Here is a 19438-nt window from a genome sequence, read left to right as displayed (position 1 = left end):
CTCTAAAAGCAGTCTTTACAGTTGTTCGTGAGCAGATTGAAGTTGCATTTCGTGCAATAGCGAAGTCATGCATCCTGCGGCCCGCCCATTTGATGATCGAACGATTGGCGAATCAGACCCATCACGTAAGGCAGATCGTCGATGTTGGACAGACCAACCTCTACGTCACCATTGCCCCACCGGCCAATGTTTGAAATATCACGACACAGCTTCTTGGGGTCTTCGATGTCTTCAATGCCCAGATTAAGCACAAGCAGTAAACGCTTGGCTTGTGGAACCACATCGACAAAGTTGGTTTCTGCCTTGTAAGCCACGTAAAGCTTCAAGAACTCCTCGCTCACACAAGGGTCAAGCGCAATGATTGCTTTGCGGAGAGCGTCAAAGAGCCCTTGCATCGCGCCGGAAAGCAAATGTGGGTGATCGGCAATGGTGTATTGCTGCCCCACTGTTCCCGCCACGGGGCGGTAAGCATCGAGCACATCAGCAGCCAATTGTGGTGCAGTCCAAACCTTGGCTGCCTCACCCGCCAATCTGCTTGCACGGGCCTTGATAGCTTCTTCATCCCACTTTTCAACAGCCCCAAGCCCTTCGTTCAAATTCAAGGGGCTGTACTTGAAACCGATCTTCTTACCCTCTTTGCTTGTGACCTGATCGCGCTTGTAGGCAAAAGAATGGTCGCTGTATTCGCTGTTGTAGCCCGTCAGGGTAAGGTTGCCCAGGGTATGTAGCCATGTTTGCTGTACTCGCTGCCATTCGGTTCCAAGCTCGGCTTGCCACTCGGGCGATAGCGCCTCGTTCTGCGGCATGATGTGCTCGATGGTGTAGTCTTCAACCACCACTCGCTCTTTGCGGCCATGGTTTTCAAGGCGGCGAAGCCAGTAGCTGCGGCTGCGGAAGTTGTACAGATCACGCAACTTAACTTCGCGCTGAAATTCTTCATCACTGGGGAAGCGGCGATAGGAAGGCAACAAAAGAAATGCAGCCTTCACACTTTCCCAATAACGGTCTTTCTTCAGGGTGCGGCTCATGCCCGCAAATGTCTTGTTCAGCGAGTTTGTGGGTATCGCGCAAATCGCTCGCCGGAACACATAACTTTCTACCAGTCGCACAATGGCAAGCACTTCTTCAGCGGACAGCCGCCCCTGCTTGAAATCATGATAGACATCGAGAAGGAAAGGATAGGCTACATCAACCTTCAACTCGCGGAGGTCATGGAAGGCTTGCTTGAGTGCGTTATCTTGCTCTGCACCCAAGGCCATGGCGCAGTAATAAGTGGCGTATGAGTGGATGTCTGCGACGAGGCTGGTGATATCGCCTTTAAAACTGGCCGCAAAGCTTTTGAATGCGGTGTAGACCTCGCGCACATTTGGGATTTCCCCAGTTTTTGCGGTCAAGTAATGACGCATAAAGGGGTCAAAATGCACTCCGTAGGCTGTCTGCCCGAATGCTTTCTCCATGGGTCGCCAGTACGTCCTATATAGGTCCGTTTGCAGCTTTTGCTCAAGCCCCATCAAGATGTAGTTGCGAATAAGATCCGCCTGACTGAGTTCCAGTCCGGTGGAGTTCATGCTCTCAAAGATTAGCTGCGGGTTGTCTTGTGAGCGGTCAAGTGAAACATCCACAATCACCAGCTTGGAAAGACCTCGGCAAATGGCTTCCAGTTCAGAGTGGTGCGCGTCGATGAGTTCCTGGAAGAGTTCGTAGTTTTCGACAATACGGTGACTAGCTTCAGCAGGCATCGGCGCATTATTCAAAATCGCCAGCAACGTGTCTTTATCGGTCTCCGAAAGGATCAGCTTGTAGTGACGCTCTCCGTCTTCGTAGGGATTGAGCAGATAGTAGTTGCGGAGCTTTTTGGCTGAAAAGGCTTCCAACAACTCTGGAATGCCCTTGTCTTCAAAATGCTTGGCTAGGGCAGTAATCAGCAATGTGCTGGTCGTCAAACGTTGCTGCCCATCGATAACCATCAGCGGTTCTTGTGCCACCACATTTTCTTGACCTCGTTTGACATAAACCACTGCCCCGATAAAGTGGGCATTAATGTTGGCGCTTCGCCCTGCACGTAGCAGGTCGGCCCAAAGTTGGCGGCACTGGGCGCTGGTCCATGAGTAATTACGCTGATAGATCGGTATCGCAAACTGAGGCGACTTTTGTAAAAACGTCAGCAAATTGGCTTCAGTAGCCTTCATTTTTTATCCCTTAATATTGTCGGCAACACGCTGGCGCTCGGCCAGCAACGCTTTAATTTCGAGGTTGGCAGCCACTTGGCGGGCAGTTTGTTTTTCCTTGCTGGCTGACAAGCGCAAGCTCGCAATCTTCGCGTCCAGTTCGCGGAACTGATGTAGGGCCGCACGGCGCATAGCTGCGTGAGCGGCGGAAGTGCTCAGTTCAAAACACCCCGTTAAAGCTGAAGCCTGCCAAGCTATCAATGCGTCTATCCAGCCTTGATAAAGCGCGTGAAGAGACAGGCGCGGCTGCTTTTCCAGCGACAGGGCATCGAAAAAGCTTTGAACCAGGCCGGGTCGGTCTGAAAAACGCAGGTTGGCCTCAAGTACATCGCCGTCCAGCACAGTCTTCCCAGCTTCGTTTTGCGCCCAGCGTTTATGCACCAGCGAGATGCTGATACCACCCTGGGAGTGCGCCATCAGGAATGTGGGATAGGGAATGGCACGATGGACCAGTTCGGCGATACGGCTGGCCTTGGCTTCCGGGCGCAGCTTGATGCTCAGGATGGCAATTTCGAGGTAATCACGGGCCTCATCCTGATAGGCCGGTATCCCAACCGTTACCGGCTTCAGTGCTGCCAACCAATGAATCTCGTCGATGCCGTCGGTAATGGCGCGTTTATCCGCTGCCGCCGCTACCCCCGTTTCGACCAGCATTTTCTTGGGAATACGCTGGTTGACCGCAGCACTCTCTGGGTAGCCCAAAGCTGTAACGAGACGAGGAAGATCGAAACTGACGGTCAAGCCAACTGCTCCGGCAGGATCACCATGTAGGCAACAACCTCAAAATCGTTACTGCCAGCGAATTCACCTTTCAAGGCATGGGTTCCACCCGGCGAAAACAGGCTGGCTATCGCCCGTTCCTCACTCTTGCCGACAATCGAGGCTACGGCAGCCGCTAACAATTGCCGCACAGAAGCCATGTCTGCACCCTGCTTGGTCTGCTTGTCGAAGCGGTGGATGGCCGCCGAGTCAGGGGTGTCACGGCCCAGGCTGACGCGCTTGAGCCAATCCAGGATGCGCTTTGCCTGTGTGTAGGGAAGCTCAACTGATCCCGCTTCGCTGACATGAACGAGGAAATGCGGGGCCAACGGGTAGCCCGCATCGGTAATCTTCTGTGCGGCGGCCCCTTCGGCCCGCAGGCAAAAAACAACACCTGGCGTAATGTCAGCATCCATGCTGGTGGTTACGGCGCAAGCACCCAGTGGCAGGGATTCGAGTTTACCGGGATGTGCTTTGAGGTACTGCGCCAGGTCGATACGGAAGTCGGTCAGCGTCAAATCAGTAATCGACACGCCGGAAGACAGATCTTCCAGGTCAATCACCGTGTCTTGCAGTTTGAGCAGTTGCTTACGGCGGTACTCCAGGTCGTTCATGGGGTTGCCGGACTGCTGTTCAATCAGGTTTTCTTCGCCGGTTGCCGAAATGTCGAGCAAGACCATACGACCGCTGACCCGCTGTTCGAGATTGATGTACTCGTCCAGCTCCATGTTCGGCCAAAAATTCACCAGTTGAATACGCTCGTTGGGCGAACCGATGCGGTCGATACGGCCAAACCGCTGGATGATGCGAACCGGGTTCCAGTGAATGTCGTAGTTAATGAGCCAGTCGCAGTCCTGCAAGTTCTGGCCTTCGCTGATGCAATCGGTGGCGATCAACAAGTCCAGCTCGCCTTCGTGCGCCAGATCGGCGGGGCGCTCCTTGGATCGTGGCGAGAAGGCGGTCAGGATGGACGCAAGATCCTTGCGGAGATGTGGCAGGCTGGTCTGGTTCCGTCCTGAGCCAGTCACCAAGGCACTTTCAATGCCAAGATCAGCTTTAGCCCAGGCCGATAGCTGTTCGTACAGGTAGGTTGCGGTATCGGCAAATGCCGTGAAGATGATGATTTTCTTGTTGCCTGCATTGGTTGGATGCTGGCACTTGTGGGCTATGACTTCGCGCAAAGCGGTCAATTTGGCATCCCGAGCCGCATCAACCTGCTTGGCTGCTGCATAAAGAGCAGCGAGGCGATTGCGGTCTTCGATCAGGTCATGCCGCCAGCGCAGTAGATCAACGTCAGTCAGCAGCACCTTGACCTTGCGACCAACCAGGAGGCTTTCAAACGAAGGATCGTCGATATCCACATCGGCAATGTCCAGTTCCTCTATCTCGGGATCGTGGGCCTCGATACGTGCCAGCGTAGCTTCCACATCCTTGAGTTGCCGCTGAACAGTGAGCGTGAAGGACGACACGGCGCTTTCCATGCGCTTCAGGACATTGACGCGCAACAGGTGGATCAAGCTTTCTTCACGGTCAACCTGCCGGAAGAAGCTTTCGCCGCCCCGAATCTGGGTGCTGTACTTGGCGTCGTAGTCAGCTTGCTTGTGCGGCAGAACGTAGCGAAGTGGTGCGTAGGCCGCCAAATTCAGCCGACGAATCTCCAGGTTGATGTCACGAATAGAGCGGAATTCGCCAGCACGATCCACATCGGGCTTGATGTTGATCGGAGGCAGTCGCACCGGGAAGGAGCCAGTCTCCGTCGTGCCGTAGTATTTCTGAATGTGCTTGCGAGAGCGCGCAATGGTCAGGTGATCCAGCAGCGTGAAGTAGTCGAAACCCAGCATTTCAACAAGGCGACTGGGTGTTTTCTCCTCGTCATCGAGGCTTAGCCAGCGGTTGAACTGCGCTTGCGCCTTACGCGTCGTGGCCTCGATGCTGGCGATGCCATGTTCCATCAATGCCGTGTCGTCGCCCTCGGTGGCAAAGGCGATCTGGTTTCGCAGATCTGCAAGGCGATTATTGACTGGCGTGGCCGACAGCATCAGCACACGAGTTTTGACGCCTTCCTGGATGATCCGGCGCATCAGTCGGTCATAGCGGGATTCGCGGCCCTTGTGCGTGGCCTTATTGCGGAAGTTGTGCGACTCGTCGATGACCACCAGATCGTAGTTACCCCAATTCACATGGGCAAGGTCAATATCGCCCGACGTTCCACCTTCCCGCGAAAGGTCTGTGTGGTTGAGTACGTCGAAATTAAAGCGGTCGGTAGCCAGTACATTGCGCTTGTCGTTGGCCTTGTAGAGCGTCCAGTTGTCGCGCAAACGCTTCGGGCATAGCACCAGCACCCGGTCGTTGCGAAGCTCGAAATACTTGATGACTGCCAAGGCCTCGAAGGTTTTCCCCAAACCAACGCTGTCGGCAATGATGCAGCCGCCAAACCGGTTCAGCTTATCGATGGCACCGACGACGCCATCACGCTGGAACTTGTACAGCTTCTTCCAGACCAGCGTATTGCGGATGCCGGTGGCCGATTTGACGATGCGCTCCTCATCCATTTCATCTTCGGCATGGCTGAAGAGATGGGAAAGAATCAGCGCGTAGAGCGTAAATGGCGGGCAGTCCGCAGCCAGCGTTTCCAACGACTCGATAAACGCCTGCTTGCTGGCTTCATCGTGAGGGAGGCTGTTCCACTGCATGTCGAACCATTGGCTCAACATCGCAGCTTCATCAGCCGTATCGGATGCCTGGATGAGGTTAAGGGGGTTACCGGGGGTAATTCCCAGGCCATCGCTGGTTAGCCCGAAGGAGCCCATCACCACTTGCTGGGCAGCGCCATTCGAGTCACGAACGACCGCCACACCTTGCGGCACCTTGCCTCTGGCAACGCGAATCTCGGCCTTTCCTTTGGCCCACTCCGCACATCGCTTCGCCAGCCAACGCGACAACAACTGGTTCCTGGCCGGTCGGTCTGCTTCGTTACCCATCAACCTTAGTTCGCCATCAATGGAAGGAATAACGATGTTGCTCTGCCTGATTGTCGCCAGTTTGGCCTGCAGCGCCGAGAACGCGAACAGCGAGAACTCCGGGGTCACAATATCGAGTTGACCGTCCTTCTGCAGCTTCGGATCAAGCAGGTCGATGACGCGATCAGCGCCTGTGTTTTTGAGCAACCGCATGAGCTAGTTCTCCCCTGCGTTCTGCGATGCCGCAGACGGTTGCAGCTTGGCCTTCTTGGAGTAATCCCTAACCAGCACCTCGATCATGGAGGCCAGGGAGCGATGCTCGCGCTCCGCTGCCTGACGCAACAAGTCTTTAATCTCGGCAGTCGTCCTGATAGTCAGCGTTTCGTTCTTTTGGCGTGGCATGGCGGGCCTCGTTGGCAAGACTGCCAATGTACTGCCATTTGAAACAACAAACAATGCCAAATAAATTCATCGGACAGTAGCAATATGGCTGTAGTTAATCTCCTGCTTTCTCAGCAATTTTAAATTGCCGAACATCTGCGAGCACGTTCAAATCCCGAGCCCTGCCAGTAAGGTTGCTTGTCTTATTGATGCAATCAGCAGCCTCATCAATTCCGACCCACTTCACAGCGGCAGTTTCAGGGTCATCGGCGGCAACAAACCCTGCCCCATCAGGGCCGCGCATGATGAAGTAGCGATTGACCGTCGTACCGCCCAGGTAATCGCTAGGCAGGATGCCAACTATCGTTGCATCGACGCCGGTTTCTTCCTTCACTTCCCGTAGTGCAGTTTGCTCAGGCGTCTCACCAGGATCAGGACGCCCCTTTGGGAAGGTCCAAACATAACCGTCGTAGTGGTTTTTGGGCTCGCGCAACAACACATTGCCTTTGCTATCGAACACCACACCACCGTAGGCCACCTTCTTTCCAGGGGGAATCGGGTTACTCCAGTTCAGCACCTTCTTGGGCGCTTCTTCCAGCATGTCGTACAAAGCTGACCAGACCTTGCCATAGCGATGGGCGCGTGATTTTCCTTGTTGCTTGGCAACCTCATCCTTGAAGTTGCCGTAGTCAATATCCAAGGCAATTTTGCTGAGGGCTTCGGCGAACTTGGCATGAGCAACTGTTGCCCTCCATGGGTAATCTGTCCCAGCCTTGGCAATGGTCGGAGATAGATCGGGAAGATACTTCTCTCGCAGATTATCCAGATCGTTGCGAACCCGAGCACGGATCGTGATGAAATCTGTGCCAGGCTTTTGAACGGCGCTGAAAAAGCCGATGGTAGTGAATAGCCACATATTCTTATCCTCCCAAGATTATTCAGTCTTCTCGCACACCACGTTGCCAGCAGTAATCAACTCAGGCCCACATTCCTCGGTGTCATGTTCCGCACTATCGAAATTGGGAAACTCGCATTGCTGGCACAACACCGCAAACTCCTCGTCTGACTCAACAGAACAACTCTTGAGCCAAGGTTTCGATTCCAGCGTTGCTTCCATCAAGGCATACATCACGTATGCCTGTCGGCGATCAACCGGGGCACCACAGCGGCAGCAGTCGCTGAGCACATCGAATACGGGGTAGGTTTGTGTCAGCTTCAACTGCTCAATAATGGTCGGCTGATGCTTGTGCCAGCAGTCCTGGCTACAGAAAGCGTAGCCATCGTCACAACCCAGGACGGTTGCCTTGGGTATGTCACCCGAGAAAGTCATGACCTCGATACGCCGATCCAGCAGTACCCGCTGCTCTCCAAGGATGGCGTGGCAGTGCGAACAGTGATCCATATTCAAGCGGCCAATCGTTGAATTTCGATCACGGTTGCATTCAGGCGATGCGCTACAGGGCTTTGCCGATCACTGAAAATCCTTCCTAGTTCACGGTAGTACCACAGCGTTTCCTCCTTGCTGGCCGAAAAACGTTCAAAAACGGCTCGTCCGACAGATGGATCAAGCAAATCGTCCAGGATGGCCCGAGCGTTATAGAGCTTGTCAGCCGCGGAGACCAGCAGGGCATCGGTAGCGGTTGCCCCAAGGTGATCCAGATATTTTTCCTTACGCTCTCGCCATGGGGCTTTCACCCCTTTTGCATCGGGGATGCCATCGGTACATGCTTCGACCATCGACAAAACCCGCTCGCCAAATTGCTCTCGGATAGGTTCAATGAATTGCGGGCCACCATCCTCGATCACATCGTGCAACAACCCAGCAATCGCCTGCTCTTCGTCGCCACCAAACTCCAATACCAACGAGGCAACACCGAGTGGGTGGGCGATGTAAGGGGTATTGCTACCCTTGCGAACCTGCTTGGCATGGGCGGTCGCTGCCATATTGACCGCTGCGGCGAATTTTTCAGTCAGCATCGAGGTTCCTTTCAGCTTCGTTTTGCTTTTGCCAAGCAGAGTGTTCGCTGCTCGGTATCCGAAATGGTGTAGCAGTTGGCCGGTTCGCCGCCGAGTTTGGTTTTGCATCGCGTTCTCAGGGCGTAATCGGCAATGGCCGTGCAATCGGTTTGCCGTCCTGACTCCAGTGCTTTGCAGTAGGCCCGTTGGTCTGGATTGCTAATCATCAAACAAGATGCAGCGGCAAGCAGGATCGTAGTCGTCATCGAATTCCCTCCTTGTGTTACCAAAATTCAGTAGGCAGTATGACAGCCGAAAGGCTCATATCGTGAGCCCAGGAAATCATATGAGCCAGACAGAACGCTTTTACAAAATCGACCAGTTGCTTCAGTCCAACAAGATCATGTCGCGCCAGCAGCTACTCGACGCACTGCAAATCTCCTGGGCTACACTGAAGCGCGACCTAGCGTTTCTCAAAGAACGTTTCAATGCACCGATTGTTTATGACCGCGATGCGGGCGGCTATCGTTTCAGCACACCAAATACTGGTCCAGCCTATGAATTACCTGGCTTGTGGTTTAGCGCCGAGGAAACCTGTGCGCTCCTGACCATGCACAGCCTCTTGGCCGAATTGGAGCCAGGATTTCTTACCCCGCATGTTCAGCCGCTGCTTTCCCGCCTGGAGGCAATCTTGGGCAGAGATCAACAGTCGTTCAATCAAGTGACGCAACGGATTCGGTTGGTACGTACGGGCATCCGACGTAAAGGCAGCAAATACTTCAGCCTGATTTCGAGAGCACTACTTGAACGAAAGCGAATCAAGGTTCTGCACTATTCCAGGGAAAAGGATGAGCGCCTGGATCGGCTGCTTTCACCTCAACGCCTCGTTTTCTACCGAAACAACTGGTACCTGGAAGCATGGTGCCATGCTCGGCAAGCCCTTCGCAGGTTTTCGGTTGATGCGTTTGAAACGGTGGAACTGCTCGGTCAAGATGCTCAAGACATTAGCCAGGATGACCTAAATGAGCAGTTTGATGCCGGATACGGCATCTATGGTGGCAAGGATGTGCAAATCGCCGTACTCAGGTTTTCTGAGGCGTCGAGCCGCTGGGTGGCGGATGAGGAGTGGCATCCTAATCAGGTTGGATCACTTGATCCCGATGGCACCTACACGTTGCGAGTGCCTTTCTCTGATAGCAGGGAAATCGCCATGGATATTCTCCGTTTGGGACATCACGTGGAAGTCATTGAACCCGCATTCCTTAGAAATGAAGTCCGTGCCGAAACAGAACGAATGTCTTCCGTGTATGCCAATACAGAATGTCAGTAAAAGACTGATTTCAAACGATTAGTTGACAAATCGAATGTGTTGGCGCTAAGCTAAAAACGCACATCGCTGTCAATGGACGCCTTCGCAAAGGCGTTTGCTACTTCTAGCCGACCTGTCGGCATCCCCCCGAAACAAGCCAATTCACCGACTTCAAGCATGAGCAATACCGCTCAGGTCAAGTCACGCCGGTTGGTTTTGCTTCATTCCTTCGCTTCAACGCTATGTCGCTCGTCGGCAGGGGGCAGCATGTGCTGGTGGTTCGCACGAATTTCAGTTTGGCGACGGTCATTCGTGCGAACCGTGTGATGAAGCCTCACCACAAGGAGAAGCTACCATGGCCGCCATTTGCCATCCCAGCTTTATCAATCGCCGACCCGAGAAAACACTTTTCCCGCTCGGTAAAACGTATGCCACACCCGGCGCAGTAGCCCTACTGCAGGCACTGGAACTATCCCCCTTCGAGTTCATTGCGCGTCACTGGCAAGGGGATTGGGGCGATCTCGACCCAGAGGACGTGCAAGCCAATGTAGCAGCATTGCGATATGGCTACCGTTTGCTGTCTAGCTATGAAATCGGTTCCAGTCAGAAGCTTTGGATCATCACCGAAGCGGATCGGTCAACGACAACGCTTTTACTTCCGGAGGAGTATTAGCCATGGCGATTGCAGACAAACTTCGTGATAGTCATGTTCAAGCCGCTGCTGCTCAACAAGCCAGTCGAAATGGCCGACGTGTGATTCGTCGTCTTGCTGATGAAGATGAAACACCGATTGCCGTCGAGCAGGAGCCCGTGGTCATCGAGCAATTGCCAGCCCCGGCCGCTGTGCCACGCTCAACTACTCATGGTGTCATCACGGTTTCGCCGTTAGATTTGCCAGCAGAACATTTTGCGGCAGGGTTGGAACGGCGCAAACAAAACCGCGAACTACTAATGGAATGGCTACGGTCAGCACTTGTGGATGGTGTCGACTATGGCCGTATTCATGTGGTCAGCAAGGATCGCTGTTCCTTCGCCAAGCAAGGCAGGCTCAAGGATTGTGGCGATCCAAATCACTGGTCGAAAAATCCATCGCTATTCAAGCCGGGCGCCGAGAAAATCACCGGCATGTTGGGCATGACCGTGCATTACCCATCGCTACCCGACTACGAGCAAGCTGTGTTGAACGGTACGACGCTAACCACCGTTATGTTGCGCTGCGAACTGAGAGATGCCCAAGGTCGCGTTGTTGCAGAAGGTGTCGGTGCGCGTAATCTCAGCCAGGATTATGGGGATGCAAATAAGACGCTAAAGATGGTGGAGAAAAGTGCCCACATAGACGCAACGCTCAGGCTTGCAGGATTATCGGAGTGCTACTCCCAGGACCTTGAGGACAAGCCACTGGTTGACGAAGCACCACCACCGTTGCAGCCGAATGCGGAAAACGTAGCAACGACTGCAACTGTTGCAACCGATACAACCATCAGCCGTGAGGAACTTGCTGCATTGCGACAGCAAATCGCCAAATTCAAGTTCTCCGAGAAGCGTGTGTTGGCGTGGTTATACAAAACCACCAAAGGCAATGTCACTCAGCTTGATGAGCTTTCCGGCAAACAATGTTTGACCCTACTGAAACGGCTCGAAAGCTGGGCAGAAGCTGAAAAAACATTTGCCAACGCTCAGGGAGGAAATAATGAATAAGCCCCTATACAGGTTGGCCGACGAATATTTGGCTCTTGCCAAAGCCATGGTCGACCAGGAGCTTCCCGACGAAGTGATTGCCGATACGCTCGAAGGTGCCTCCGGTGAAATCGAAGAAAAAGCATGGAACGTTGCCGCCATGATTCTCCAGTTCGAGGGGGAAACTGACATGGTTCGTGCTGCTGAAAAACGCATGAGCGTCAGACGCAAAAGCCTCGAAAACCGTCTCGAATGGATGCGGCAGTACTTGTTGTCGAACTTGCTGGCGACAGGCATTTCGGAAGTGTCGTCGCCTGAGTTCGTCGTCAAAGTGTGTGACTGCCCTCCACGCGCTGTACTCGATGATGAGGATGCCATTCCCAACACTTTCAAAGTCGAGGAAACCATCATCAGCGTTCGTAAGGACGAAGTACGCAGAGCCCTGCTCGATGGCGAAATCATTCCCGGCGCTCACCTGGAGCGTGGTCGGCGGCTGTCCATCAAGTAGCAGCAATCCCTTAACAACTCAGAAGGCCAAGGTGCCATTCGTTGGTGCCGAGGCTTTTTATTGCCTGGAGAAACGTCAATGAGCCACGTTTATCGGTGGCATCCGAAGCTCACGGCCACCCTAGAAGGCCCCATGGTCGATGATGCACCGCTGCATTTGCAGCAAAGCGATTTGGACGGTGCTTGCGGCCACCACTCAATGCTGATGGCCTTGATGATATTGGGCCTGGTACATCGCAAGGAATTGGGTTTGAGCAAAGCCAAGCGTAAAAATGCTTTGGGCAGTTTCTGGCGATCTGCATCGCCCTACTACTTCAAAGGCAGCAAACCGCATCGTTTAGCATCCTTCCTGAAGCCCTATCGAGACCATGTGTCGTGCACGGTCATCAACAAGCACCCGGCTAACGATGTAGCGGCCACGTTGTATGTCGACGGCCTGTGCATTGTTGGCATTCAGAACCCGGCACTCAGCCTGGATCACTGGGCGCTGGCCGTGGGTATTGGCAAACGCGAAGGCAACACCGAGGAAAAGCTATTGCTGCTCGATCCTGCCATACCCCCACTGCCGATGCTGCCCTGGAACGCGACCATCACACTCAATGCAGGTCGACGGGGTTGGCTTCGCTACGAGTCAGCCAACACCGCCATGAAAGTCCTGTTGTGTGATGCCCTGTGCTTGATACCGACCATGCGTGAAGCGGTAGCCATTCTCGACTAATCAATTCCTCTCAATAACCCTTGAACCACTCGGCCAGCCATCGCGCTGGCCGTTTCCTTATCTGGAGTCTTAAAAATGAAAAAACAAATCGAACTGACTGATGATGAATTTACCAAGCTGGCAGTTGCCGTTGCGGGCCTGCCGTTCATACGACCAACCAAATGGGAAACCGACTATCTTGAAGACGTGATGCACACCGTGCTGAACTTTCATATTCAGGAGCCTGTGGTCATCAATGCGCTGAATTTCTTTCAGTTGCAGGTGCAAAGGCAGCAGCACATCAATGACCACCATCAATTGAAAGCCTTGCTTGCCAAGTTTCCCAACGACAGGAACGGCAATGAAGCAGCCGCGATGTTTCTTTGGTCCAACCGGCACTGGACACGCATTGAGCTGCTGCGACGACTGCTGGATTTCTTCGAGTCGATTGGCGTTACCGACCAACCCTCCCTTCATGCCTGGATCAAGACAGCCACATTTGAGGGTGATTTCAAGGGTAAGGTGAAAGGGCTAGGAATTGCCGTCTGGGAATGGCTCAGAATCCGGTGTGGCATTGATGCCCTGAAGCCCGACGTCTGGGTCATCAACTTTGCCAAGCGCGTCGTCGGCAAACGTATTTCTGAAAAGGTACTGGTCGATACGTTTGGCAGGATTTCACCGCTGGTGGGTGAATCACTGAGCACCATCGACGTGACGATCTGGTACTACGAAAAGCTGGCAATGGCGACCGACGACAACCCTGAGCTTCGCCTGATTGCCTGGAACATGCTGAAGAACGAACTGGAAGCAAAACTCAGGGAGGAAGTGTTGCGCGAGTTCAACTGGCAACTGATCCTCGACGAGCGGCAACGGCTTAGATTCGAGCAAGCGGGATTGATGATTCTCCCGGATCGTTCGTTATTTGGTGAAACCGTACCAGGAACAACGTCGGCCAGTATTCGCCAGTCATCGTGGGAGAAAGGACTGCAGCTTGAAATGCTGATTCAGCACGAAACGTCCTTGCCATTACCGCTGTTTCAGAAGCTTCAGGAAAACTTGACCGAGCAGCACTGGGAAGCATCGAACGAGCCATATTTTTTTGCCAGCCTCGACTTGCAGGAAGACATGAAGATGACGCCGCCGATGACGATTGCTGAACTGGCTGAATGGGTAACTCAGCTGGTTAGGGGGGCAGTCAAGGGGTTGAGACGCAGTCCCCCTTCGATTAAGCCTCAGGACAACAACCCCCTTTTATAAAATCCTGCCGCCCAAAGCCCCTCCGATTCAGGCGGCGGCAATCTCTTTCTTCAAAGGCACAACATTGTAATCAGCGCGACCATCCTCTAAAGCCGACAGGAGTCGCGCCCACATCTCTAAAGCCTTCTTCCGCTCATCAAAATAATCATGTCGGTTATAGATCCCTTCTACCCCCTTCAGCTTATGATTAAGACAACGTTCGGCGACAAACGGATCAACACCCAATGCCGCAAGATGGGTCCGTGCAGTCCGACGAAAGTCGTGGATAGTGAAGTTCGGCACATCCTTTAGTTTCGGTTTGATGTGCTTGGAAAGAGCGGCGTTAAGTGTGTTCAGGTCGATGTGCGGAATCATCCGATTTTGCATTTTGCGCGCGGGGAATACATAAGCACTACCACCAGCCAACCGCTTCAATTCATGCAAGGTTTCCAATGCCAGCGGAGGTAAAGGAATATCAATTCCCACGCTCGTTTTAGTTCGCTCCTCCGGCAAATGCCAAACCCCTTTCTCCAGATCAAATTCGCGCCACGGCGCAGCAATCAACTCTTCTTTTCGTACCGCAAGCAGCAAGAGAAGACGCACCGCATAGTGGTTCTCGATGGTGAAAGCGCCTGCTTTTTCTCTCATGGCCTGGAAAAGAGCAGCAATCTCCTCACGGTTCAGCCAACGGTCACGCGCAACCTCCTTGCCGCCTGCATCTGATGGGTCAAACGCCGCAGCGGGATTGTGTTCAAGGACATGTCGCTTGATCCCGAAGTCAAACATCCGTTTGCACCACCGGAGAACATCGTTTGCTATGGTCGGAGCCCCCCGCTTAATAATGATCTGAAGCATCTCGTCAATGTCACGGGGCCGAACATCTTCCGCTTTTTTCTTACCGAGGACCGGCTTGATGTCGTTCTCGATCCTAGACCGCACGATGTTGGGGTGTTTCCAGCGCCCCAAGATGACTCGCTCGAAATACTCGTCGGCCAGCTTCGCAACAGTCCAAGCGTTCTTTTCCGCCTCAATTTTAGCGATGGCCTCACGCTTGCGGTCCTGCTTTTCGCCAGCCACGTCATACCCAAGGGCGACACGCGCCGACATTTCCTTTGCGGTTTTTCGAGCATCCGCCAGTGATAGCTGACCATAGCTGCCAATATTCATGATCCGCTGCTTTCCTGCCAGGCGGTAGCGGAATTTCCAGACAGGGATGGCATAGCTCTCGCGGTAACAGAGGTACAAACCATCCCCATCCCCGCGCTGCTCGAATCGCTCCCCCAGCTTGATCCAAGACCGGATCTGTACATCTGTCAGCTTGCCCATGAATCCCTCTCCGTGTGCACCCCTATTTTGTGCCTATGTGCACCCCGGTGTTCACAGAGGGGTGCACACAAATTCTGCGCTTTCATGCGACAACCTGCAACGCCATAAAATAAAAAAGCCGCGTGAATAGCGGCTCGTTGAAGGGTGGCGTGATGCCATGAGATCACATGAAATGACGTGATGCACTATTCCAGATTCTGGATCTGCTCGCGCATCTGCTCGATCAGCAGCTTGAGCTCCATCGCAGCCTGCGAGACTTCGGTCACTGCCGACTTCGAGGCGAGCGTGTTGGCTTCGCGGTTGAGCTCCTGCATCAGGAAATCGAGGCGCTTGCCGCAGGCGCCGCCGGCCTTGAGCACCCGCTCGACTTCGCCGAGGTGGGCGCCGAGCCGCGACAGTTCCTCGGCAACGTCGATGCGCGTGGCGAACACGGCGACTTCCTGCAGGATGCGGTCGTCGCTGGCGTTGCCCAGGGCGTCCTGCAGGCGCTGCCGCAGCTTGTCGGCGAAGGCGGCCTGGGCTTCGGGAATGCGCGGCGCGACGTCGGCGACGATGGCGCGCATGGCATTGACACGGTCGACGATCATCGCCGCCAGTTTTTCACCCTCGCGGGCCCGCGTCGCGGTGAAGTCGTCGAGGGCCTCGCGGGCCAGCGCCAGCACGTCCGGACCGAGCGCGGCAAAATCGATCCCCTGCTCGCCGAACATCCCCGGCCAGCGGAGGATTTCATTGACCGACAGCGGCGCCGCGTCGGGCTGGCTGGCGCGGACCTGGGCGCCGAGCTCGCGCAGCGCGCCGAGCAGTTCGCCGTTGAGCTGCAGCTGATCGCCACGAGCCGCCGCCGGGTGGAAGGAGAGCCGGCATTCGACCTTGCCGCGGTTGAGGCGGGCGGCGAGCAGCTCGCGCAGCGGCATTTCCATCGCACGCAGGTCGTCGACGATGCGAAAGTGGAAATCCAGATAGCGGGAATTGACGCTTTTTACTTCCAATTGCAGCGTACCGCGCGCCAGGTCGCGGGTTTTCACTGCATATCCGGTCATGCTGCAAATCATCGGGGCTTCTTCTCCAGCTTTACAGGTCGGACGACACGCCCGACAATGCCTGCGATTGCATCATAACCGCGAGATCGATGGCGCAACAAGCCAACCACCCGCTGCCTGGCGGCCACCAGCTAGAGGAATACACGATAGAACGCCAGCTCTCGCTCGGCGGTTTTTCCATCGTCTACCTCGCCCACGATCCCGAAGGCAGCCAGGTCGCGATCAAGGAATATCTGCCCAACAGCCTGGCCCTGCGCGCCAAGGGCGACGTCCGCCCGATCATCAGCGAGGAGCATCTCGGGGCCTTCCGCTACGGCATGAAATGTTTCTTCGAGGAAGGCCGCGCGCTGGCCCGGCTGTCGCATCCGAACGTGATCCGCGTGCTCAATTTCTTCCGCGCCAACGAAACCGTCTACATGGTGATGGAATATGAGCGCGGCAGAACCCTGCAGGAATTCATCCACAAGCACCAGGGCCACGTTTCCGAACGTTTCATCCGCGGCGTATTCACGCGCATGCTCAACGGCCTGCGCGAAGTGCACTCGCACAAGCTGCTGCACCTCGACCTGAAACCGTCGAACATCTACCTGCGCGGCGACAACTCGCCGGTGCTGATCGACTTCGGCGCCGCCCGCCAGACCCTGGCCAGCGACCAGCCGATGCTCAAGCCGATGTACACGCCCGGCTTCGCCTCGCCCGAGCACTACGGCAACCGCAAGGAACTCGGGCCGTGGAGCGACATCTACAGCGTCGGCGCCTCGATGTACGCCTGCCTCGCCGGCTCGGCCCCGCAGCCGGCCGACGAGCGCCTGAAGAAGGACACGCTGACGCCGGCGATGGTGCGCTGGGAAGGCCAGTTCTCGGATCGCCTGCTGGAGATCATCGACTGGTGCCTCAACCTCAACCACCTCTACCGCCCGCAGAGCGTATTCACCCTGCAGAAGGCGCTGGTGGCCGACATCCATCCGCCGCACGTGCGCAGCGGCGGCTGGATCGGGCGCTTCGTCGACCGCTTCCGGAGCAGCCCGCGATGAGATTCACGATCTACCAGGACAGCCGCCAGGGCGGCCGCGACAACAACGAGGACCGCACCACCTACTGCTATTCGCGCGATGCCCTGCTGATGGTCATCGCCGACGGCATGGGCGGCCACCACCACGGCGAGATCGCCGCCCAGATCGCCGTCCAGTCGCTGGCCAACGCCTTCCAGCGCGAAGCCAGGCCGCAGCTCGACGACCCCTTCCGCTTCCTGCAGAAAGGCATGAGCAACGCCCACCACGCCATCCTCGACTACGCCGCCCGCCACCGCCTCGAGGATTCGCCGCGCACCACCTGCGTCGCCTGCGTGATCCAGGACAACGTCGCCTATTGGGCGCACGCCGGCGATTCGCGGCTGTTCCTGATGCGCAACGGCCGGGTCATTGCCCAGACCAAGGATCACTCGCGCATCCGCCTGCTTCTCGAGGAGGGCCTGATCACCGAGGCCCAGGCCGAGCGCCATCCCGACCGCAACAAGATCTACAGCTGCCTGGGCAGCCCGGCGACGCCGGAAATCGATTTCTCGCGCAAGACGCCGCTCGAGCACGGCGATATCGTGCTGCTGTGTACCGACGGCCTGTGGGGCGTGGTTTCCGGCGAGTTGATGGCGGTCGCGCTGAAGGGCGCCAACCTGCTGCAGGCGGTGCCGATGCTGGTCGCCCAGGCCGAAGTCAAGGGCGGCGCCCACGGCGACAACCTGTCGGTGGTCGCGGTGCGCTGGGAAGACAATTACGTCGAAGCAGCGAGCAGCGCGATCTCGACCCAGACCATGCCGGTCGGCGAAGTCACCACCAAGCTCGACGAGTTCGGCCGCAATCCGAGCTACAAGAGCGACCTCTCCGACGACGAGATCGAGGCAGCGATCGAGGAAATCCGCGCCGCCATCGACAAATACAACCCGAAAAAATAAGGACCACACCCCATGCGCCCCAGCCAACGCCAGCCGGACCAGCTCCGCACCGTGAAGATCACCCGCAATTTCACCCGTCACGCCGAAGGTTCGGTGCTGATCGAAATGGGCGACACGCGCGTGCTGTGCACCGCCTCGGTCGAGGAAAGCCTGCCGCCCTTCCTGCGCGGCAAGGGCCAGGGCTGGGTCACCGCCGAATACGGCATGCTGCCGCGCGCCACGCACACCCGTTCGTCGCGTGAAGCCGCCAAGGGCAAGCAGACCGGCCGCACCCAGGAAATCCAGCGCCTGATCGGCCGCAGCCTGCGCGCCGTGACCGACCTCAAGGCCCTCGGCGAACGCCAGATCACCCTCGACTGCGACGTCCTGCAGGCCGACGGCGGCACCCGCTGCGCCTCGATCACCGGCGCCTGGATCGCCCTCTACGAAGCCTGCGAGAAGCTGGTGCAGGCCGGCAAGCTGGCGGCCAACCCGGTCAAGGACCACGTCGCCGCGATCTCGGTCGGCATCTATGAAGGCAGCGCCGTGCTCGACCTCGACTACCCGGAAGACTCCAACTGCGACACCGACATGAACGTCATCATGACCGGCCAGGGCGGCATCGTCGAAGTCCAGGGCACGGCCGAAGGCGAACCCTTCACCCGCGAACAGATGAACGTGCTGATGGACCTCGCCCAGATGGGCATCCGCCAACTCGTCGCCGAACAGCAAAGCGCGCTCGCCAGCTGAGCTGTTTTTCCCGGAATCTGACGGTCGACCGTCAGATTCCGCCCATTTCCGACGCCCGGATTCCCCCGCCATGCAAAAACTCGTCCTCGCCTCGAACAACGCCAAGAAGATGAAGGAGCTCAACGCGCTGCTCGCGCCGCTCGGCTTCGAAGTCATCCCGCAAGGCCAGCTCGGCATCCCGGAAGCCGAAGAACCGCACTGCACCTTCGTCGAGAACGCGCTGGCCAAAGCCCGCCACGCCGCACAGCACAGCGGCCTGCCGGCGCTGGCCGACGACTCCGGCCTGTGCGTCAAGGCCCTCGGCGGCGCCCCCGGCGTGATCTCGGCGCGCTATGCCGGCGAACCGAAATCCGACGCCCGCAACAACGAAAAGCTGCTCGCCGACCTCGCCGGCAAGGCTGACCGCCGCGCCCACTTCGTCAGCTGCCTGGTCCTCTGCCGCAGCGCCGACGACCCGCAACCGATCATCGCCGAAGGCGAATGGCACGGCGAAATCGTCGACCAATACCGCGGCGACGGCGGCTTCGGCTACGACCCGCTGTTCTTCGTACCGGAATTCGGAAAAACCGCCGCCGAACTCGACGCCAACACGAAGAACCGCGTCTCGCACCGCGGCCGGGCGATGCAGAAACTGATCGAGCGGCTGCCGGAACTCTGACGTCTCCCCAGGGAGCATCCCAACGCT

The 19438-nt window shown here is 56.3% G+C and carries 20 protein-coding genes; 10 read left to right on the top strand and 10 right to left on the bottom strand.

The features are described 5' to 3' along the window. Window positions 1–65: 65 nt before the first annotated feature. The 8 genes from DFR40_RS00660 to DFR40_RS16865 all read right to left on the bottom strand — a co-directional run bounded on the left by DFR40_RS00660 (window position 66) and on the right by DFR40_RS16865 (window position 8550). Window positions 66–2189 carry a GmrSD restriction endonuclease domain-containing protein gene (locus DFR40_RS00660; protein WP_121456562.1) on the bottom strand — a complete coding sequence of 708 codons (2124 nt, stop codon included), beginning with the start codon at window positions 2187–2189 and terminating at the stop codon, window positions 66–68. A 3-nt stretch (window positions 2190–2192) separates the two neighbouring features. Next, a complete protein-coding gene (locus tag DFR40_RS00655) occupies window positions 2193–2969 on the bottom strand; it encodes a DUF4391 domain-containing protein (RefSeq protein ID WP_121456561.1) in 777 nt (258 codons plus the stop codon). Then, on the bottom strand, window positions 2966–6160 hold the full coding sequence (locus DFR40_RS00650; protein WP_121456560.1) for a helicase-related protein: 3195 nt from the start codon (window positions 6158–6160) through the stop codon (window positions 2966–2968). Before DFR40_RS00650 ends, DFR40_RS00655 begins: the two co-directional genes overlap by 4 nt. Window positions 6161–6163: 3 nt before the next feature. Continuing rightward, the gene (locus tag DFR40_RS00645; RefSeq protein WP_121456559.1) at window positions 6164–6349 is read right to left on the bottom strand and encodes a hypothetical protein; all 186 of its coding nucleotides are present in this window, start codon (window positions 6347–6349) and stop codon (window positions 6164–6166) included. Between the two features lie 94 nt (window positions 6350–6443). Continuing rightward, window positions 6444–7244 carry an NUDIX hydrolase gene (locus tag DFR40_RS17205; protein ID WP_211329701.1) on the bottom strand — a complete coding sequence of 267 codons (801 nt, stop codon included), beginning with the start codon at window positions 7242–7244 and terminating at the stop codon, window positions 6444–6446. Between the two features lie 18 nt (window positions 7245–7262). Then, window positions 7263–7736 carry a hypothetical protein gene (locus DFR40_RS00635; RefSeq protein ID WP_147431267.1) on the bottom strand — a complete coding sequence of 158 codons (474 nt, stop codon included), beginning with the start codon at window positions 7734–7736 and terminating at the stop codon, window positions 7263–7265. Further along, window positions 7733–8305: an HD domain-containing protein gene (locus tag DFR40_RS00630; RefSeq protein WP_121456557.1), complete on the bottom strand. Its 573-nt coding sequence runs from the start codon at window positions 8303–8305 to the stop codon at window positions 7733–7735. Before DFR40_RS00630 ends, DFR40_RS00635 begins: the two co-directional genes overlap by 4 nt. An 11-nt stretch (window positions 8306–8316) precedes the next feature. Further along, window positions 8317–8550, bottom strand: coding sequence for a hypothetical protein (locus DFR40_RS16865; RefSeq protein ID WP_147431266.1), 234 nt, complete (start codon window positions 8548–8550; stop codon window positions 8317–8319). An 80-nt stretch (window positions 8551–8630) separates the two neighbouring features. Here DFR40_RS16865 and DFR40_RS00625 point away from each other — a divergent pair, with 80 nt between their 5' ends. The 6 genes from DFR40_RS00625 (at window position 8631) to DFR40_RS00605 (ending at window position 13731) form a co-directional block, all read left to right on the top strand. After that, the gene (locus DFR40_RS00625; protein ID WP_121456556.1) at window positions 8631–9614 is read left to right on the top strand and encodes a helix-turn-helix transcriptional regulator; all 984 of its coding nucleotides are present in this window, start codon (window positions 8631–8633) and stop codon (window positions 9612–9614) included. A gap of 334 nt (window positions 9615–9948) precedes the next feature. Further along, on the top strand, window positions 9949–10266 hold the full coding sequence (locus DFR40_RS00620) for a type I restriction endonuclease subunit M (protein WP_121456555.1): 318 nt from the start codon (window positions 9949–9951) through the stop codon (window positions 10264–10266). A 2-nt stretch (window positions 10267–10268) separates the two neighbouring features. Further along, window positions 10269–11291, top strand: coding sequence for a hypothetical protein (locus DFR40_RS16860; protein WP_147431265.1), 1023 nt, complete (start codon window positions 10269–10271; stop codon window positions 11289–11291). Beyond that, window positions 11284–11778: a siphovirus Gp157 family protein gene (locus DFR40_RS00615; RefSeq protein ID WP_121456554.1), complete on the top strand. Its 495-nt coding sequence runs from the start codon at window positions 11284–11286 to the stop codon at window positions 11776–11778. Before DFR40_RS16860 ends, DFR40_RS00615 begins: the two co-directional genes overlap by 8 nt. A gap of 78 nt (window positions 11779–11856) precedes the next feature. Further along, window positions 11857–12495 (top strand): hypothetical protein, encoded by a 639-nt coding sequence (locus DFR40_RS00610; RefSeq protein ID WP_121456553.1) that lies wholly within the window; start codon window positions 11857–11859, stop codon window positions 12493–12495. A gap of 75 nt (window positions 12496–12570) precedes the next feature. Further along, window positions 12571–13731: a hypothetical protein gene (locus DFR40_RS00605; protein ID WP_121456552.1), complete on the top strand. Its 1161-nt coding sequence runs from the start codon at window positions 12571–12573 to the stop codon at window positions 13729–13731. A 27-nt stretch (window positions 13732–13758) separates the two neighbouring features. Here DFR40_RS00605 and DFR40_RS00600 read toward each other — a convergent pair whose 3' ends face one another. Then, window positions 13759–15036, bottom strand: coding sequence for a tyrosine-type recombinase/integrase (locus DFR40_RS00600; RefSeq protein WP_121456551.1), 1278 nt, complete (start codon window positions 15034–15036; stop codon window positions 13759–13761). 185 nt (window positions 15037–15221) lie between these two features. Then, complete coding sequence (locus DFR40_RS00595; protein WP_121456550.1) at window positions 15222–16088, bottom strand: YicC/YloC family endoribonuclease; 867 nt, start codon at window positions 16086–16088, stop codon at window positions 15222–15224. Between the two features lie 77 nt (window positions 16089–16165). Between DFR40_RS00595 and DFR40_RS00590 the strand changes: the two genes are divergently transcribed. The 4 genes from DFR40_RS00590 (at window position 16166) to rdgB (ending at window position 19411) form a co-directional block, all read left to right on the top strand. Beyond that, on the top strand, window positions 16166–17110 hold the full coding sequence (locus DFR40_RS00590; RefSeq protein WP_121456549.1) for a serine/threonine protein kinase: 945 nt from the start codon (window positions 16166–16168) through the stop codon (window positions 17108–17110). Further along, window positions 17107–18024: a PP2C family protein-serine/threonine phosphatase gene (locus DFR40_RS00585; protein WP_121456548.1), complete on the top strand. Its 918-nt coding sequence runs from the start codon at window positions 17107–17109 to the stop codon at window positions 18022–18024. The genes DFR40_RS00590 and DFR40_RS00585 overlap by 4 nt, the downstream gene beginning before the upstream one ends. A 12-nt stretch (window positions 18025–18036) precedes the next feature. Then, window positions 18037–18753 carry a ribonuclease PH gene (rph, locus tag DFR40_RS00580; RefSeq protein WP_121456547.1) on the top strand — a complete coding sequence of 239 codons (717 nt, stop codon included), beginning with the start codon at window positions 18037–18039 and terminating at the stop codon, window positions 18751–18753. A gap of 70 nt (window positions 18754–18823) precedes the next feature. After that, on the top strand, window positions 18824–19411 hold the full coding sequence (gene rdgB / locus DFR40_RS00575) for an RdgB/HAM1 family non-canonical purine NTP pyrophosphatase (RefSeq protein WP_121456546.1): 588 nt from the start codon (window positions 18824–18826) through the stop codon (window positions 19409–19411). Window positions 19412–19438 lie beyond the last annotated feature (27 nt).

The sequence above is a fragment of the Azonexus fungiphilus genome, assembly GCF_003634965.1.
GTDB lineage: Bacteria > Pseudomonadota > Gammaproteobacteria > Burkholderiales > Rhodocyclaceae > Azonexus > Azonexus fungiphilus.
The sequence above is the reverse complement of the archived record's forward strand: the minus strand, read 5'-3'. Positions and strand labels throughout refer to the sequence as shown.

What these genes read in the sequence shown, in the direction of transcription:
- DFR40_RS00605 (WP_121456552.1), top strand. Translation starts at nt 12,571, where the DNA reads ATGAAAAAACAAATCGAACTGACTGATGATGAATTTACCAAGCTGGCA.
- DFR40_RS00625 (WP_121456556.1), top strand. Translation starts at nt 8,631, where the DNA reads ATGAGCCAGACAGAACGCTTTTACAAAATCGACCAGTTGCTTCAGTCC.
- DFR40_RS16865 (WP_147431266.1), bottom strand. Translation starts at nt 8,550, where the DNA reads ATGACGACTACGATCCTGCTTGCCGCTGCATCTTGTTTGATGATTAGC.
- DFR40_RS00595 (WP_121456550.1), bottom strand. Translation starts at nt 16,088, where the DNA reads ATGATTTGCAGCATGACCGGATATGCAGTGAAAACCCGCGACCTGGCG.
- DFR40_RS00660 (WP_121456562.1), bottom strand. Translation starts at nt 2,189, where the DNA reads ATGAAGGCTACTGAAGCCAATTTGCTGACGTTTTTACAAAAGTCGCCT.
- rdgB (WP_121456546.1), top strand. Translation starts at nt 18,824, where the DNA reads ATGCAAAAACTCGTCCTCGCCTCGAACAACGCCAAGAAGATGAAGGAG.
- DFR40_RS00650 (WP_121456560.1), bottom strand. Translation starts at nt 6,160, where the DNA reads ATGCGGTTGCTCAAAAACACAGGCGCTGATCGCGTCATCGACCTGCTT.
- DFR40_RS00585 (WP_121456548.1), top strand. Translation starts at nt 17,107, where the DNA reads ATGAGATTCACGATCTACCAGGACAGCCGCCAGGGCGGCCGCGACAAC.
- DFR40_RS00615 (WP_121456554.1), top strand. Translation starts at nt 11,284, where the DNA reads ATGAATAAGCCCCTATACAGGTTGGCCGACGAATATTTGGCTCTTGCC.
- DFR40_RS00600 (WP_121456551.1), bottom strand. Translation starts at nt 15,036, where the DNA reads ATGGGCAAGCTGACAGATGTACAGATCCGGTCTTGGATCAAGCTGGGG.
- DFR40_RS17205 (WP_211329701.1), bottom strand. Translation starts at nt 7,244, where the DNA reads ATGTGGCTATTCACTACCATCGGCTTTTTCAGCGCCGTTCAAAAGCCT.
- DFR40_RS00610 (WP_121456553.1), top strand. Translation starts at nt 11,857, where the DNA reads ATGAGCCACGTTTATCGGTGGCATCCGAAGCTCACGGCCACCCTAGAA.
- DFR40_RS00645 (WP_121456559.1), bottom strand. Translation starts at nt 6,349, where the DNA reads ATGCCACGCCAAAAGAACGAAACGCTGACTATCAGGACGACTGCCGAG.
- DFR40_RS00620 (WP_121456555.1), top strand. Translation starts at nt 9,949, where the DNA reads ATGGCCGCCATTTGCCATCCCAGCTTTATCAATCGCCGACCCGAGAAA.
- DFR40_RS00590 (WP_121456549.1), top strand. Translation starts at nt 16,166, where the DNA reads ATGGCGCAACAAGCCAACCACCCGCTGCCTGGCGGCCACCAGCTAGAG.
- DFR40_RS16860 (WP_147431265.1), top strand. Translation starts at nt 10,269, where the DNA reads ATGGCGATTGCAGACAAACTTCGTGATAGTCATGTTCAAGCCGCTGCT.
- rph (WP_121456547.1), top strand. Translation starts at nt 18,037, where the DNA reads ATGCGCCCCAGCCAACGCCAGCCGGACCAGCTCCGCACCGTGAAGATC.
- DFR40_RS00630 (WP_121456557.1), bottom strand. Translation starts at nt 8,305, where the DNA reads ATGCTGACTGAAAAATTCGCCGCAGCGGTCAATATGGCAGCGACCGCC.